General features: G+C 39.7%; 10 protein-coding genes and 3 pseudogenes. 9 read left to right on the top strand and 4 right to left on the bottom strand.

Features of this window, described 5'->3' with window-relative positions:
• Positions 1 to 40: 40 nt before the first annotated feature.
• A complete protein-coding gene (locus D368_RS03775) occupies positions 41 to 1,135 on the bottom strand; it encodes an L-dopachrome tautomerase-related protein (RefSeq protein ID WP_101563040.1) in 1,095 nt (364 codons plus the stop codon).
• A 530-nt stretch (positions 1,136 to 1,665) separates the two neighbouring features.
• Here D368_RS03775 and D368_RS03770 point away from each other — a divergent pair.
• Both D368_RS03770 and xynB read left to right on the top strand, forming a co-directional pair.
• A pseudogene (locus tag D368_RS03770) lies at positions 1,666 to 3,056 on the top strand (MFS transporter).
• Positions 3,057 to 3,098: 42 nt separating this feature from the next.
• Positions 3,099 to 4,700, top strand: a complete 1,602-nt coding sequence (xynB, locus tag D368_RS03765) for a xylan 1,4-beta-xylosidase (RefSeq protein ID WP_128574578.1) — start codon at positions 3,099 to 3,101, stop codon at positions 4,698 to 4,700.
• 162 nt (positions 4,701 to 4,862) lie between these two features.
• Here the strand turns inward: xynB and xylR are convergent, their stop codons facing one another.
• Complete coding sequence (gene xylR / locus D368_RS03760) at positions 4,863 to 6,017, bottom strand: transcriptional repressor XylR (RefSeq protein WP_128574577.1); 1,155 nt, start codon at positions 6,015 to 6,017, stop codon at positions 4,863 to 4,865.
• Positions 6,018 to 6,278: 261 nt separating this feature from the next.
• Here xylR and xylA point away from each other — a divergent pair.
• The 3 genes and pseudogenes from xylA (at position 6,279) to ppsA (ending at position 12,306) form a co-directional block, all read left to right on the top strand.
• A pseudogene (gene xylA, locus D368_RS03755) lies at positions 6,279 to 7,614 on the top strand (xylose isomerase).
• Positions 7,615 to 7,747: 133 nt separating this feature from the next.
• Complete coding sequence (gene xylB / locus D368_RS03750) at positions 7,748 to 9,247, top strand: xylulokinase (RefSeq protein ID WP_071391790.1); 1,500 nt, start codon at positions 7,748 to 7,750, stop codon at positions 9,245 to 9,247.
• 462 nt (positions 9,248 to 9,709) lie between these two features.
• Positions 9,710 to 12,306: pseudogene (ppsA, locus tag D368_RS03745) on the top strand (phosphoenolpyruvate synthase).
• A gap of 484 nt (positions 12,307 to 12,790) precedes the next feature.
• On the opposite strand, the gene D368_RS03735 reads toward ppsA, so the two are convergent.
• A complete protein-coding gene (locus D368_RS03735) occupies positions 12,791 to 12,889 on the bottom strand; it encodes a YjcZ family sporulation protein (protein WP_003154037.1) in 99 nt (32 codons plus the stop codon).
• 809 nt (positions 12,890 to 13,698) lie between these two features.
• Here D368_RS03735 and D368_RS03730 point away from each other — a divergent pair.
• Positions 13,699 to 13,884: a hypothetical protein gene (locus D368_RS03730; RefSeq protein ID WP_003154035.1), complete on the top strand. Its 186-nt coding sequence runs from the start codon at positions 13,699 to 13,701 to the stop codon at positions 13,882 to 13,884.
• A gap of 244 nt (positions 13,885 to 14,128) precedes the next feature.
• On the opposite strand, the gene adhP is transcribed toward D368_RS03730, so the two are convergent.
• Positions 14,129 to 15,145 carry an alcohol dehydrogenase AdhP gene (adhP, locus tag D368_RS03725; protein WP_020955863.1) on the bottom strand — a complete coding sequence of 339 codons (1,017 nt, stop codon included), beginning with the start codon at positions 15,143 to 15,145 and terminating at the stop codon, positions 14,129 to 14,131.
• A gap of 601 nt (positions 15,146 to 15,746) precedes the next feature.
• Between adhP and D368_RS03720 the strand changes: the two genes are divergently transcribed.
• The 3 genes from D368_RS03720 to D368_RS03710 all read left to right on the top strand — a co-directional run bounded on the left by D368_RS03720 (position 15,747) and on the right by D368_RS03710 (position 17,297).
• Positions 15,747 to 15,971 (top strand): hypothetical protein, encoded by a 225-nt coding sequence (locus tag D368_RS03720; protein ID WP_128574576.1) that lies wholly within the window; start codon positions 15,747 to 15,749, stop codon positions 15,969 to 15,971.
• Between the two features lie 269 nt (positions 15,972 to 16,240).
• Entirely contained in the window at positions 16,241 to 16,879 is a 639-nt protein-coding gene (locus tag D368_RS03715; RefSeq protein WP_071391788.1) for an HIRAN domain-containing protein, read from the top strand.
• A gap of 52 nt (positions 16,880 to 16,931) precedes the next feature.
• Positions 16,932 to 17,297 carry a UPF0715 family protein gene (locus tag D368_RS03710; RefSeq protein WP_128574575.1) on the top strand — a complete coding sequence of 122 codons (366 nt, stop codon included), beginning with the start codon at positions 16,932 to 16,934 and terminating at the stop codon, positions 17,295 to 17,297.
• The last annotated feature ends 3 nt before the right edge of the window (positions 17,298 to 17,300 follow it).

Below are 17,300 nucleotides of genomic sequence, written 5' to 3'. Positions count from 1 at the left end.
AAGCCAATTATGCTCTAAAATGAACCGGCCATTTTTATTTTCAAAAAGCAGGAGCAGGAAATTCATCAATTTTGATACGGAGTAAACTATAAGGTTTCTGTCGTAAGTCCTTTCCATAATGAAATCTAGCCTGCCGATGTAATTGGTTCACGATGACATATAAGTATTCATCCGGACCAATCGAAAAAGTATCCGGCCATAAAATTCTCGGATCATGTGCGATGGTTTCCATTGTGCCATTCGGCAGCATCTTTCGAATACTATTGTTCTCATAATCTCCGGCATAAACGGCTCCTTTTGCATCTGTAATCATTCCATCAGACGCGCCTTTTTCTCCCCAATACGCCACATGATAAAGTAAATCCATGTCCGATATATTTCTATCTCTCAGGGCTTCTGTTGAGATCGAGAACAGATGACGACTGGTCAGTGGACAAAAAAATAATACCTTTCCGTCAGGAGAAATCGCAATACCGTCGGATGCCAGCCTAAATGGGGAAGTTGAACCATCCCTGTTACGATTCATCAAAATTTTACCTTCTACTTTCGGTATAAAAGAGGAATCCGGTGAAGTTGGATTTGCTCCATTTAACCGTCTAAATGCGTTTCCGGTTTCTAAATTAACGACGATAATAGCTCCTGGTCCTTTGGAAGAAGAATCCGTTATATAGGCATAACCTGCAGTTCCGACACGAAAATCAAATCGGACATCATTCAGGTAAGTTGTTGGAAGGACAACATCTTCTGTAAAGGTATAAACTCTTCTGATTGTATTGGTTTTTAAATCAACAGCGACTAATTTTGCCCCGCCTTTAATTGGTTCAGAAAAATTGGGCGCCGCTGTATCTAGTATCCAAAGCGTTCCTCTTCCATCAGTAACTACACTTTGGACACTGATGAAAGTCATTTTGATATTCTCAGGGTTAACCGAATTGGTTTGTAAATCAGGATAAGGCTGCAATTTATCCCCAATTATTTCTGCCACCGTAAATTTAACATCGTCTCCCCATTTCGGAAAACAAATGAATATACGACCGGTTTCTGAGACAGTAACACCGGTAGGCATAGCTCCATAAAATGCATAAACCAGTTCTAAATCACCAAAATATTTTTCAAAAGGCAGCATAGGTTTCATAATATCCTCCTCAACCAATTAAACGGGATATCACTTATATATGATTCGCATTTTTTCAAGTGCATGTTTCTTAATAAGTTTTTCTAAACAAAAGATGATGGAAGTGCTTATCATTTAATAAATCAGTCAGGTGACACATGGGGTTTTTACGTAACGTCTGTCGAAGCAGCCGGCAATTACAACATGGTATGTTCTTTGGTCGGTTTTAAATTCTCTGAAAAAAGAGTTGAAAAAGCAGAAAAGATTTTATAATATGAAATCAAGTTAGTTTGTCCGATCAACAAACTAATAAAACCACTTTAATTGCCCATCATGTAAAGGTCTTAAATGGGAGGGGGATAAGAGGCTCGATTTAATTGGAGGTATATAAATTTTATTCTGTTCACTACGATGAAAATGCTCTGTGAAAGTAAACTGCTATCATTTTTTGAAAGCGCTTTTATAAAGACCTCACCGGCCGATAAAATTGAAGAAATGTTATACCATTTCATAATGTTCCTTATGTAAAGGATCGAAAAGGGGAGGAAATCATGCTCAGTGAAAATGTAAAGAAGATCAGCATGGTTGAAAAAGTTGGATATGCGTCTGGAGATTTTGCATGTAATTTAATTTATGCAACAGTGTCTACTTATCTTTTGTTCTTCTATACAGATATATTTGGTTTACCGGCAGCAACAGCCGGTACGATGTTTTTAGTGGTTAGAATCATCGACGCTCTCGCTGATCCTTTTATCGGAACGATAGTAGACAGAACAAATAGCAGGTTTGGGCGCTTCAGACCGTATCTTTTATTCGGAGCTTTTCCATTTGTCATACTGGCAATACTCTGTTTTACAACCCCGGATTTTTCGGATATGGGGAAATTAATATATGCCTATATCACCTATGTCGGCTTGTCGCTTACATACACAATGATAAACGTGCCATATGGCGCGTTAACATCTGCAATGACCAGAAATAATCAAGAAGTTGTTAGTATAACGTCTGTCCGTATGTTATTTGCGAATCTTGGGGGACTTGTCGTTGCATTTTTTGTTCCCTTGCTGGCTGCTTATTTAAGCGATACTTCCGGCAGCGAATCTCTTGGCTGGCAGCTAACCATGGGTATTATGGGAGTTATAGGCGGGTGCCTTTTAATCTTTTGTTTTAAAAGCACAAAAGAGCGTGTCACGCTTCAAAAATCTGAAGAAAAATTAAATTATCGGATATATTTGAGCAATTTCGTGTTAATCGGCCTCTAGTTGTATTAAGTATTTTCTTTATTATTATTTTTGGAGTGAATTCAATCAGTAATTCGGTTGGCATCTATTACGTAACGTATCATTTAGAAAGAGCGGATTTAGTGAAGTGGTACGGTTTGTTGGGAAGTTTGCCTGCTTTGGTCATTTTACCGTTTATACCAAAGCTTCATCAATTATTAGGGAAGAAGAAATTACTAAATTATGCATTATTACTGAATATGATCGGCCTCTTAGCTTTACTGTTCGTTCCGTCAAGTAATATATTCCTGATCCTTTCCTTTCGATTGCTGGCTGCTGCCGGAAGTCTCACTGCCGGGGGCTATATGTGGGCGCTTATACCTGAAACAATCGAATATGGAGAGTATAAGACCGGGAAAAGAATGGGCGGTCTCATATACGCTATTATCGGATTTTTCTTTAAATTCGGCATGGCCTTGGGAGGGGTTGTACCGGGTTTGGTTTTAGATCAGTTTGGATATGTGGCAAATCAGGTGCAAACGCCGGAGGCATTGACGGGAATTTTAATTACAGCAACCATTATTCCCGTGTTCTTACTGGTTCTGGCGATGATTGATATTAATTTCTATAACTTAGATGAGAAAAAATATAAAAACATGGTGCGAGAATTAGAGAATAGAGACAAAGTTTATTTGGATCATATTGACGATTTCAAAGCTTAAAACATGATGAGTCAACAGAAAATAGCTGAGGAGGCGTTCTGCATGAAGATTATCAATCCAGTACTTAAAGGATTCAACCCCGATCCGAGTATTTGCAGGGTTGGAGAGGATTATTATATCGCTGTATCTACATTTGAGTGGTTTCCGGGAGTCCAGATACACCACTCAAAAGATTTAGTCAATTGGCACTTAGTTGCACATCCATTACAGAGAGTTTCGCAATTAGACATGAAAGGAAATCCTAATTCAGGCGGGGTCTGGGCGCCATGTTTAAGTTACAGCGACGGAAAGTTTTGGCTGATCTATACGGATGTTAAGGTCGTAGATGGCGCCTGGAAAGATTGCCACAATTATTTAGTGACTTGTGACACGATTGATGGTGATTGGGGGGAGCCGATCACATTAAACAGCTCGGGTTTTGATGCTTCTTTATTCCATGATACGGATGGGAAAAAATATTTATTAAATATGTTATGGGATCAGCGTATTGATCGGCACTCCTTTGGAGGCATTGTCATGCAGGAATATTCTGATAAGGAGCAAAAACTGATCGGTAAACCGAAAGTGATATTTAAAGGAACTGAAAGAAAGCTGACGGAAGCGCCGCATCTTTATCATATCGGGAACTATTATTATTTATTAACCGCAGAAGGAGGAACGCGGTTCGAACATGCTGCTACAATTGCCCGTTCTGCAAATATTGAGGGGCCATATGAAGTTCATCCTGATAACCCAATCTTAACGTCATGGCATGATCCAGGAAACCCATTGCAAAAATGCGGGCATGCATCTATTGTTCACACACATACAGATGAGTGGTATTTAGCTCATTTAACGGGACGTCCCATTCATCCGGACGATGATTCAATTTTTCAGCAGAGAGGATATTGTCCTTTGGGCAGAGAAACAGCTATTCAAAAGCTCTATTGGAAAGATGGCTGGCCTTATGTAGAAGGCGGAAAAGAAGGGAGCTTGGAAGTGGTTGCGCCTTCTATACCTGAAACAATGTTTGAAGACACGTATCCGGAAGTTGATGAATTTGAGGATGCAACATTAAATATTAATTTTCAAACGTTAAGAATCCCGTTTACGGAGAAATTAGGTTCATTAACTCAAGCGCCAAATCATTTACGATTATACGGCCATGAATCCTTAACTTCGACATTTACTCAGGCATTTGTAGCCAGACGCTGGCAAAGTCTCCATTTTGAAGCGGAAACGGCTGTTGCGTTTTATCCGGAAAATTTTCAGCAAGCCGCTGGTTTGGTGAACTATTACAATACAGAGAACTGGACGGCTCTTCAAGTCACGCATGATGAAGAACTTGGCCGTATTCTTGATTTAACGATATGTGATAACTTTTCTTTTTCACAACCGTTAAAAAATAAAATTGTAATTCCCCGTGAAGTCAAGTACGTCTATTTAAAAGTGAATATTGAAAACGAAAAATATTATTATTTCTATTCATTTAACAAAGAAGATTGGCACAAAATCGATATTGCATTGGAATCGAAAAAATTATCAGATGATTATATCCGAGGCGGGGGATTCTTTACAGGAGCTTTTGTAGGGATGCAATGCCAAGATACAAGCGGTCAACATATTCCGGCCGACTTCAGGTATTTTCGTTATAAAGAAAAATGAATGTCCGCATGAAAAAGGAGCTTTCTATTTTGGAACTCCTTTTTCATATTAGAAAGTGCCTGTGTGGAAAAACACGTCAGAAATGCTCCCATTCAGGATGAAAATAACAAAACAAAAAACCCATCTTTAAAGATGAGCGTAAAACATAGAAGTTTATACATTTCAGTTATGAACCATGTCGAGAAAATGATCAATAACAATAGAGGACATTCCTAAAGCGGGTGCATTTTTTCCTAAGAAAGATGGTAATAATTCATAACTATTGTCCAATTGGGAATAAACCCTGGACGACACTTCACTTTTAATTGAATGTAAAACCATAGGATGCGATTCGATTATGCTGTTTCTTAAAATGATGGCTTGCGGATTGAATGTATTTAAAATATTGGTCAGGCCTATTCCTAAATAGAAACCAAAATTCTGTAATGCATGTAAAGTTCCAATATCTTTCAGATGGGCGAGGTCTATGATATCTTGAGTGGACACTTTTTTCTCCTTAGTTTGAAGAGATTTTATTAAAGCCTTTTCTGAAGCATACAATTCCCAGCAGCCTCGGTTTCCGCAGCTGCATTTCGGGCCATTAAAGTCTATTGTCATATGTCCCATTTCTCCAGAGAATCCGCCAACCCCTCTGTATAAATCATTGTTTATAATAACGCCGATTCCTATCCCTGTACCGATACTTGCATAAATCATGTTATCGTGATTTCTGGCAGCACCAAATACTTTTTCTCCATATGCGCCGGCATTTGCTTCATTTTCAATAAAAACGGGCACATTGAACTTCTTTTGGATGAAAGATTTTAAGTCAATATCTCTCCAGTTGGAGTTCGGAGCGAAAACAATTTTTTGATTTTTATCAATTAACCCGGGAACGCATATGCCTATACCAATAAGCCCGTACGGAGATTGCGGCATATTTGCAATAAAGTAATGAATCATCTCAATTAAAATATCTTTAGTGATTTCTGGAGAATTGCATTCCAAATGGTGGTGTTGGTCAAGGACGATCGTCCCTTCAAGATCTGTTAAAATGCCATTAATATAATCCACGCCAACATCTATTCCTACGGAGTATCCTGCTTTTTTATTAAAAACAAGCATGACTGGTCTTCTGCCGCCGCTTGATTGTCCCTGACCTATTTCAAATACGAGGTTTTCTTTCATTAATGTGTTTACCTGTGACGAAACAGTTGATTTATTTAATCCGGTCATTTCAGATAATTTTGCTCTTGAAATAGGAGAATTCTTAAGTATTTCGTTTAGTAATAACTTTTGGTTAACTTTTTTGACAAAGGCTTGATCAGCGATATCCACTTCATCCACTCCATTTGTATAATCTTTAAATTAAGTTGAACGTTCTGTGTTATCGTGCGAAACGCAGTACATAGCGAATGCAACCTTTATTATATCTAATGTGTTCGTAAAAACTAAAAAAATATTGAAAATACTGATGAGGTTATATAAGATGAAAATAAGTTAGTTTGTTTAGGCAACAAACTAATATATAACATGACATAAAAGCATCTGTATTTGAATGATCATGTTTAGAATTTATTTTTAAGGGGGAAATCACACATGGCTCACTCTCATTCTGGTTCAGTCGGCTATTTTGAAAGCGTAAACAAAGTGATTTACGAAGGGAAAGATTCCACTAATCCTTTAGCATTTAAATATTATAATCCTCAAGAAGTAATCGGCGAAAAGACAATGAAAGAGCATCTGCGATTTTCTATTGCCTATTGGCATACATTTACCGCTGACGGCACAGACATGTTTGGCGCAGCTACGATGCAGAGACCGTGGGATCACTATAAAGGCATGGATCTGGCGAGAGCGAGGGTAGATGCAGCGTTTGAGATGTTTGAAAAACTGGATGCGCCATTTTTTGCTTTTCATGACCGGGATATCGCACCGGAAGGAAGTACGTTAAAAGAGACGAATCAAAATCTGGATATAATCGTGGACATGATAAAAGAGTACATGAGAACAAGCAGCGTTAAGCTATTATGGAATACTGCAAATATGTTCACGAATCCCCGTTTCGTCCATGGTGCCGCGACTTCTTGTAATGCAGATGTATTTGCGTATGCCGCAGCCCAAGTAAAAAAGGATTAGAAACAGCAAAAGAGCTTGGCGCTGAGAACTATGTATTTTGGGGCGGACGTGAAGGGTACGAAACTTTGTTAAATACCGATTTAAAATTTGAGCTTGATAATATGGCCAGATTTATGCATATGGCAGTGGATTATGCGAAGGAAATCGGGTATACAGGGCAGTTTTTGATTGAACCAAAACCAAAAGAGCCGACCACCCATCAATATGATACGGACGCAGCAACAACCATTGCCTTTTAAAGCAATACGGCTTAGACAATCATTTTAAATTAAATCTCGAAGCCAACCATGCCACATTAGCCGGGCATACATTCGAACATGAATTACGCATGGCGAGAGTGCATGGCCTTCTTGGCTCTGTTGACGCGAATCAGGGTGATCCGCTTTTAGGCTGGGACACAGATGAATTTCCGACAGATTTATATTCTGCGACATTAGCAATGTACGAAATCCTGCAAAATGGCGGTCTTGGAAGCGGAGGATTAAACTTTGACGCAAAGGTCAGGAGATCTTCTTTTGAGCCTGATGATTTACTATATGCCCATGTTGCAGGGATGGATACATTTGCAAGAGGATTGAAAGTCGCACACAAGTTAATCGAAGATCGTGTGTTTGAAGATGTGATTCAACACCGTTACCGCAGCTTTACTGAAGGGATTGGTCTTGAAATTGCAGAAGGAAGAGCTGATTTTAAGACGCTTGAGCAATATGCGCTGAACAATCAGCCAATTAAAAACGAATCAGGGAGACAGGAACGGTTAAAAGCGATATTAAACCAATACATTTTACAGGTATAACAAATGAAAAAAGAAGTTCCAGATCCCGCTGTAAAAAGATGCAGGCAGCCAAGTTCCCAATTGCCCGTCATGAAGTTACTGTTATGGCGGGTCATTTCAATGGGGATCTATTTAGAGAGGAAGGAGTGAAAAAATGAAGTATGTCATTGGAATAGACCTTGGAACGAGTGCCGTTAAAACCATTTTAATCAATCAAAACGGCAAGGTTTGTGCAGAAGCGTCCAAAAGTTATCCGCTCATCCAAGAGAAGGCGGGATATAGTGAGCAAAATCCTGAAGACTGGGTGCAGCAAACAATTGAAGCATTGGCTGAATTGATTTCGATATCCAACGTTCAAGCCGGAGATATTGACGGGATTAGCTATTCAGGACAAATGCATGGGTTAGTACTGCTTGATCAAGATCGGCAGGTGCTGCGTCATGCGATTCTTTGGAATGATACTAGAACGACGCCTCAATGCAGCAGGATAACCGAGACATTTGGCGATCATCTGCTTGATATCACAAAAAATCGTGTCCTTGAAGGGTTTACATTACCTAAAATGTTATGGGTGAAGGAACATGAGCCTGAACTTTTTAACAAAACCGCTGTTTTTCTGCTTCCGAAAGACTATGTGAGATTCCGCATGACCGGCGCCGTTCACACCGAATACTCCGATGCGGCAGGAACGTTACTTTTACATATGACCCGCAAAGAGTGGAGCGATGAGATTTGCAATCAATTTGGTATTTCAGCAGAAATTTGTCCTCCGCTGGTTGAATCCCATGACTGTGTAGGATCGCTGCTTCCGAGCGTTGCGGCGAAGACAGGGCTGCTCGAAAAAACAAAAGTATACGCTGGGGGAGCAGATAATGCTTGCGGTGCTGTCGGAGCCGGTATTCTTTCTTCGGGAAAAACATTATGCAGTATCGGGACGTCAGGAGTCATACTTTCCTGTGAAGAAGACAAAGAAAGGGACTTTAAAGGGAAAGTGCACTTTTTTAATCATGGAAAGAAGGATTCTTTTTATACGATGGGTGTCACGCTTGCTGCAGGGTACAGCTTGGACTGGTTTAAAAGAACGTTTGCGCCGAACGAATCGTTTGAACAATTATTGCAGGGCGTGGAATCTGTTCCGATAGGAGCAAACGGACTGCTGTACACTCCTTACTTGGTCGGTGAAAGAACGCCGCATGCTGATTCATCTATTCGGGGAAGCTTGATCGGAATGGACGGAGCCCATAAAAGAGAGCACTTTTTGAGGGCGATAATGGAAGGCATCACATTCTCTTTATATGAATCAATTGAGCTATTCCGCGAAGCGGGAAAATCAGTTGATACGGTTGTCTCTATTGGCGGGGGAGCTAAAAATGAAACGTGGCTTCAAATGCAGGCTGATATTTTCAATACGAGGGTGGTTAAGTTAGAAAATGAACAAGGTCCGGCCATGGGGGCTGCGATGTTAGCTGCCTTCGGAAGCGGGTGGTTTGACTCTCTTGAAGAATGTGCAGAGCAGTTCATTCATGAAGCAGCTGCATTTTATCCAAAAGAACAAAATGTTCAAAAATATAAAACACTATTCGAGTTGTATAAGAACATTTACGTTCACACAAAAGATCTCAATACAGCTTTAAAGAGCTTTCGACAAACCTAATTTTCAGGAGGTCAGTTGAGGGATATCAAAGCAACGGCAGCGCTAATGTAATTTCAAATGTGTTAGCTATTGAAGGAAACTGATAAGCATTCTTGTAAGTTGTGACTGCATCAGTCTAAACTCATATGACGATGAATTGAGAAGTATACACACAAAACATCCCCTCACATTGCGTGAGTGGGATGTTTTTTATTATTGAGATTTTCCTGTTTCTTGAATCCGTGGAGATAGCCTTTCTGCAATGGATTCGCAGGTATCACTCAACTTCAGGAGTTCCTTAGAAAATGAAGAAAGAACCTCGCCAAATTGGCCAGGTTCTTTTTATATTGCACAAAAACAGACACGGTGATATAATCAGAACACGCGCGCTTTTTGTGTGAAAGTTCATAGTTATCCATCTTATATTATGATTATATCATGCTGAAAAGCTCTTGTCAAATTTTTTTGAAGGGGAGATATAGAATGAGTTCTTTGGTTCTCGGCATTCACGAAATTGAAAAAACACAGCCTTTGCTCGTTGGAGGAAAAGGGTTACATATAGGGGAATTATCAAAAATTCAAGGAATACAAGTACCGGAAGGATTTTGTGTCACAACCGCAGGATATCAAAAAGCCATTGAACAAAACGAAACGTTACAAGCGCTGTTGGATCAACTGACCATGCTGAAAGCGGAGAATCGCGATCAAATTGGTGAAGTCAGCAAAAAAATCCGGCAAACCATTATGGAAGCAGAAATTCCTTCAGATGTAGTCAAAGCAGTCGCTTGCCATCTCTCCCGGTTCGGTGAAGAACATGCCTATGCCGTACGTTCCAGTGCGACAGCTGAGGATTTACCGCATGCCTCTTTCGCCGGTCAACAAGACACCTATTTAAATATTACCGGCGTCGATGCGATCTTGCAGCATATCAGTAAATGTTGGGCGTCCCTATTTACGGATCGCGCGGTCATTTACCGTATGCAAAATGGATTTGATCACAGCCAAGTTTATTTATCCGTTATCATCCAAAGGATGGTGTTCCCTCAGGCTTCGGGGATTTTATTTACCGCTGATCCGATGACCGAAAACCGAAAGCTGCTATCCATTGATGCCGGTTTTGGACTTGGTGAAGCACTTGTCTCCGGCTTAGTCTCTGCCGATTGTTATAAAGTACAGGACGGGCAAATCGTCGATAAGAGAATAGAAACTAAAAAATTGGCTATCTATGGACGAAAAGAAGGCGGAACAGAAACACAGGAGATCGCTCTTGATCAGCAAAAGATTCAAACACTGACTGATGAACAAATTTTACAGCTGGCACGTATCGGGAGACAGATCGAAGCTCATTTCGGCCAGCCGCAAGATATCGAATGGTGTTTGGACCGCGATACTTTTTATATTGTCCAAAGTCGTCCGATCACAACGTTATACCCCGTTCCTGAAGCGCACGATCAAGAAAATCACGTCTATATCTCTGTCGGTCATCAGCAAATGATGACGGATCCCATAAAACCCCTTGGATTGTCTTTTTTTCTGTTAACGACTGCTGCACCTATGCGTAAAGCCGGCGGAAGGCTATTCGTTGATGTCACACATCAACTGGCATCCCCTAATGTCAGAGAAGTTTTCTTAAAAGGCATGGGGCAGCACGATCCGCTCTTAAAAGATGCACTTATGACCATAATAGAGCGGCATGATTTCATTAAGCCGATACATGATAAAACGGCGCCGATTCCCGGCAAAGGCAATGCAGATATGCCGGATCAAGCTGAAAACGATCCGGCAATTGTTTCTGATTTGATTAAGAGCAGTCAGGCATCGATAGAAGAGCTAAAACAAAACATCCAGACGAAATCAGGATCTGATTTATTTCGTTTTATTTTGGAAGATATCCAGGAATTAAAGAATATTTTATTTAATCCAAAAAGTTCGGTATTGATTCGAACTGCAATGGATGCTTCATCATGGATTAACGAAAAAATGAACGAGTGGTTAGGTGAAAAAAACGCAGCAGATACGCTTTCTCAATCTGTACCTCATAATATTACTTCAGAAATGGGGCTTGCGCTATTGGACGTCGCCGATGTGATCCGTCCTTATCCAGAAGTAATTGCCTATTTAGAGAATGTAAAAGATGATCACTTTTTGGATGGGCTGGTGAAGTTTGAAGGCGGGCAGGAAACCCATGACGCTATCTATGCTTATCTCAACAAGTACGGAATGCGATGTGCCGGAGAAATTGATATCACAAGAACTCGATGGAGCGAAAAACCAATTGCACTTGTCCCTATGATTCTTAATAATCTCAAAAACTTTGAGTCAAATGCCAGCCAGCGGAAATTTGAGCAAGGGCGGCAGGAGGCGTTGAAGAAAGAACAAGAGTTATTAGACCGATTGAAGCAATTACCGGATGGTGAACAAAAGCCAAAGAAACTAAACGAATGATCCAAATCATCCGGAACTTCAGCGGGTTCAGAGAATATCCAAAATACGGCATGGTCAGCCGCTACTTCGTTTATAAGCAGGCTTTACTGAAAGAAGCCGAACAACTCGCAAAAGCGGGGGTTATTCATGAAAAAGAAGACATATACTATCTCACTTTTGAAGAACTTCAGGAAGTCGTACGCACAAATAAATTGGATTACCAAATCATCAGCACACGAAAAGGCGAGTACAAAGTATATGAAAAACTATCTCCGCCGCGTGTTATCACGTCTGACGGTGAAATCGTTACAGGCGAGTACAAACGAGAAAATCTCCCGGCCGGAGCGATTGCCGGGCTGCCCGTTTCCTCGGGAGTCATAGAGGGCCGGGCACGGGTTATTTTAAACATGGAAGATGCCGATTTGGAAGATGGAGATATATTAGTTACCTCCTACACTGATCCCAGCTGGACACCATTGTTTGTATCCATAAAAGGCCTGGTCACTGAAGTTGGCGGACTGATGACCCATGGAGCGGTTATCGCGCGTGAATACGGCTTACCTGCAGTTGTTGGAGTTGAAAATGCAACCCAATTGATAAAAGATGGTCAGCGAATCCGCGTTCATGGAACAGAAGGCTCTATTGAAATATTATAATAGCGGGTGTGTGCAGAACGTCACCGTATATTTTCCTGCATTTTAACTGACAAAGACCGAACAATAAGAAAAGCCGGAACCTCTTAGAAGAGGAATCCGGTTTTTTTATGTGAAAATGATTTAATGTGTGAACACCGTATTTTGTGGGCGGACCCTTACAAAAAAGATTCAGTGACTAAATCTAACGAATGACAACTTTATAAAGGTGAGTAATATCCTTTTTAAGTCCACAACATCTGTAATTCTGATGAATTAAAAACGCCTTAGTTTTTTAACAACTATTTAGGGATTGTTCGCTTTATTCTTCATAGTGGCAATATTGGCGCAGGCAGGGGAGGAAACTCTCCCGCTTACCAGAGTAAAAATAAAAAATGTTTATCTTAGATGATTTTTTTAAAAAGTAAAAACGCCATAAAACTTCTTATGGCGTCTGTCCGAACTAAGGGATGCAATGTTTGGGAGACGAATATAAATCGTCAATGTGCTAGAAAAGGAATGCAGCACCTACAATGATTAACAAAATGAACAGCACAACGATCAATACGAAAGAACTTCCACCGTAATTTCCACCGTAGTTCCCCATATTATTGCCACCTCCTGTTGTTAGGATAGTACATAATATGCCGGATGATAAATTTCGACATAGATTTAAGTCTAAATAAGAAAAAATGGATATTAAGTCTAAAATGAAGAGCTTCTAAGAATATGAAATAATGGGAAGTTAACTGAAAGAGAGAAATGGATGGGACGGTTGCTGTTTAAAGAGGGGATATGGCTCAACATGCAATAAAACTGTGTATGAAAGTGGTGAGCCATGACGTTACTTCATCATGCAGAGCCACATACGAAGAGGTACAGGGAAATCATAGTTAACGAAAATATTCATCATTTCCCGGGCAAGCGCAGTATACGACAAATCAAAACAAATCACAAAGGGACGCAAGGTACGATACAAGGAGGCTGCTTGAGGGTTTGTGATGCCGATAAAGTTCCGTTTCAAAACGGTCATATGTTTATTCGACACTTTACCTTTATTCCTGCAGAATGATTGTAAAAGAAAGTCCGGCAAAACTGCCGACTTTCCTAACGGAATTTAGATCTCAACAGATCTAAAGAAACCATCGACACTATCACCGGTGCCGCTATCATATTTCAGGATGTATTCTCCTTTTTGGTTAACGCTGAATTCTTGAATGAACGTTTTCCCCGCATTTAATGTCGTAGAGGATATAAGGAAGAAGCTGCCTGATTGAGTGAGGTATAACGATGACCAGGGCGGCTGCGGATCAACTGAAACGAAGTATATTCCCAGGCAAGGAGTATTTCTTTAACGTGAAACTTTTATAAAGCATTAACGTATTACTTTATAAAGGTAAATAAGGAGGCTTCTGAATGGGATTAAAAAATTTCTTTAATACTGAGTTAAAATGCTCTATCTGCGGAAAAACATTAAAATCAGGGGATGAGATAACAGCTTATCTTACACTTCCGAGTGAGAAGAAGATGCCTGTGGGTAGAATGGACAAAGTGTTAAGCAAACACTCTGATAAGGTCTGCTGTAAAAAGTGCAGTGAGTAGGTTTTTAGTGTTATGAGGAACCTCTGGTGGGTTTCCTCATAACAGCTACGCTTCGGCAATGAATGACCTGGAATTATATTGGTATCAGGGTTAGTCCAGGCAGTACTTGCAAAATGTATGTCCGCCGAATGGTCTGTAAAGTTTCTTTTCTGAACTAAATGACAAAGTCTTATTCAGTCTGGGTGGGGCGCTGAGCAAGAATAGAGATTAAAGGCTGCCGTATCATTCCCGGCAGCCTTAATGATTAGGAAGTAAAATCGATAACCATGCGGCCGGTCACTTTACCTTGCTCCATTTCTTCAAAAATATCATTCACATCTTCGATCGGGCGTTTTGTCACTTTAGGTACAACTTTACCGTCCGCAGCAAATTGAAAAGCTTCCTTCAGGTCTTCTCTGGTACCTACTAATGAACCTACTACCTGAATTCCATCTAACACAAGACGTGGAATATCTAAATCCATTTTGTCCACCGGTAAACCGACTGCGACTACACGGGCTCCTGCTTTTACAACATCAATCGCTTGATTGAAAGGGGTTTTAGAGACAGCCGTGATGACCACAGCATCAAGCCCTAAATCGTTAGTCACTTCTTTTGCCTTAGCGACGGGGTCTTCGTTTAAACTGTTTACAACCGCATCAGCGCCTAAGCTCTTAGCAAAATTCAATTTTTCATCGCTAATGTCGAAAGCAATCACTTTAGCGTTAAAGACGTTTTTTGCATATTGAACAGCCAAGTTGCCTAAACCGCCGACTCCAAATACACCGATCCATTGACCTGGTTTAATTTCACTGACTTTAACCGCTTTATAAGTTGTTACACCTGCACAAGTAATGCTGCTTGCTGCTGCAGGATCTAAATTTTCCGGCACCTTTATTGCATAATCAACCGCTACGATTGCTTCTTCAGCCATTGCGCCGTCAACTGTATATCCGGCATTTTTTACATCCCGGCACAAAGTTTCCCGGCCAGTTAAGCAATATTCACAGCAGCCGCAGCTTTCAAACATCCAGGCAATAGAGACGCGGTCACCTTTTTTCAGGCTTGTTACGCCTTCACCAATCTCAGTCACAATGCCTATTCCCTCATGACCTAAAGTGACGCCGGTAACATCCCCGAAATCAGCATTTTTAACATGCAAGTCAGTATGACATACACCGCAGTATTCCATCTTAACTTTGGCTTCACCATGTCGCAAAGGACGTAATTCTTTTTGTACGATCGCTATACTTTTGTCTTTTGTTGCTACTACAGCTTTCAAATCATACACCCCTTTCAAATATTAGCAGAAAATTTTTACTTATCTTACAATTTAGCATACTGCTCTTATTTTGAAAACCCTTACATTTTTGCAGGCAAGTGTCTCTACAAAAATTGAGGGAGCTATGAAGGGAGGATTCTACGGATGATTTGTCATCCGAATGGTGTTTAAATGGGGGTTTGTCTCCAAATGCACAGAATGCTTTGCTTTTGTGGTCATAATCTTTCTATAGATATTTGACTTGCACTGCAGAGAATTACACTGGCAGGATATGATTTTACCTTTAGTGAAAAGAATTTCACGGGTAATCATTTGAACTTGAGATCGGCTGATAAGGTGATGCAATCAGAAATCATTACTTATTGATCACAAAAGAAGCAGGCTGCGGAGATGTGTGGATTAAAGGCTTTTACGGATTCGAACACGATGAGCCGGATGCAGATTGGTGAGCGATACACAGTCAAGGTATTTCCTTGACCTTTTTTATGGGTATACTGATAATTAAAAGTAATCATAGTATACTAAAGTTACAATAAAAGTAACGAAATACAAACTTTAAGGAGTTGCATAAAATCATTCTTTTAAAGAGAAGGGGATCAGGTTGGATCAGTTAATAAATCCTACGAAACATTCTTTTTATTTTAGGCTAAGTAAACATGACTGTTATAAAGTTAGAACAGGAAAGTGCTCCTTAGATTTAACTGATAAGGAATTTAATGCTTTAGAAGGCGAAGAGCATGAATATGCATTAAAATGCAGAAGATTGGCTGCGCACTACATAAAACCGGACATGCATAAAAACATTCAGGAATATATGCAAGCGTAAATGCTTGCGGTCATATTTCGTTTAGTGATGGTCAGCACAGGATGTGTATCTGCAAAAGGTCAGGTGTCGATAAATTACTTATTCATTTATCAAACAACGGAGATTATATATGTCATATATGCCAGGACAAAAACAAAAATTAACAGTTAAAGAAAATTGAAGCAAAGGTTTTTTAAAAAGGATTCGAATAAACTTGCAAGAGAAAATGATTTTATTGATGATGAGTTTTTTGATTAAACCAATCTTTTATTTCAAATGGAGGGGTACATTTGGGTATACTCAACTTTTTCAAGAACAAAGTTAAAAATGAACAAAATGAGAATAAAAATAATAATATGAACACTGTTGGCGTTAATAACGAAACAGAGTTGGTATCGAAAAAAGAAAATTTCCCAATCTTGATTCAAGAGACAGGCTTCTCAAGGAAATATGAAGAAAAGTCTGCATTTTTCGAGTATATAGACTTTAAGGTTGCAGGAACATCACACTATCAAAAAGATATTAAGAAAGCCATCAAGACTGAGGATGAAGACAGCTTTTTCTTCGATGAAAAATATGATGGTATGACAAATAAAGAGATTCTAGAATCAACTTTTGATGAGCCGATATTTATTTATCATAATTCCCTTTTCTCAAATTGTGAATTGCGGTTAGAAGAGAACAACAAGTACGATCCGGAAGCTATAGCTGTCTATGTAAATGATTGCAAAGTAGGACATGTTCCTCGAAAGAATTTTCAAGAAGGCAAGAAATACATTTACGATCAGTTAAAGAGTGGTATAAGGCACCCGATATCAGCAAGTTTGTATGGAGGGAAATATAAAGTTAACCGCGATGATACAAAGATTGAAACAGGAGAAACAGATTATAAAATTGAATGTCAAATAGTGATTAAAACAGACAAATAGACAATAAAACTACGATAATTGTAAGTGCGAAGTAAATGAACGGGGCGGTGACTTGAAGCTGAATTCAACAAGATTAAAGAGCTATACCTACACGTTGGCTTTTTCAAGTTTGTCGTATGGTTTGATTTTCGGGCTATATATGTTTGTATACTCGAGTTTTGTGCCAATTGCATTGGTTACTGTAGTTATCATTGCTTTTTACGCATTCATTACTTACTTTTTGTTTGCTGTTCCTGTGCAACTATGGTTAAGAAAGCAGCCTAAAAAGTTTAGTTTGGTGCATCTTTTCATTTATACAGCAGTCGCTTTTTTAGCTGTGTTCTTGTTCTGGCACATAGATAATCCGTCAATTGATTTCACAGTTTTGGGAATTTTCATTTATTACATAATGAGCGTTGCTGCTGCGTTCATATATTGATTC

The sequence above is a fragment of the Paenibacillus lentimorbus NRRL B-30488 genome, assembly GCF_000411595.1.
In the GTDB taxonomy this organism is placed as follows: domain Bacteria; phylum Bacillota; class Bacilli; order Bacillales; family Bacillaceae; genus Bacillus; species Bacillus velezensis.
This window is presented reverse-complemented; position numbering and strand designations above follow the sequence as displayed.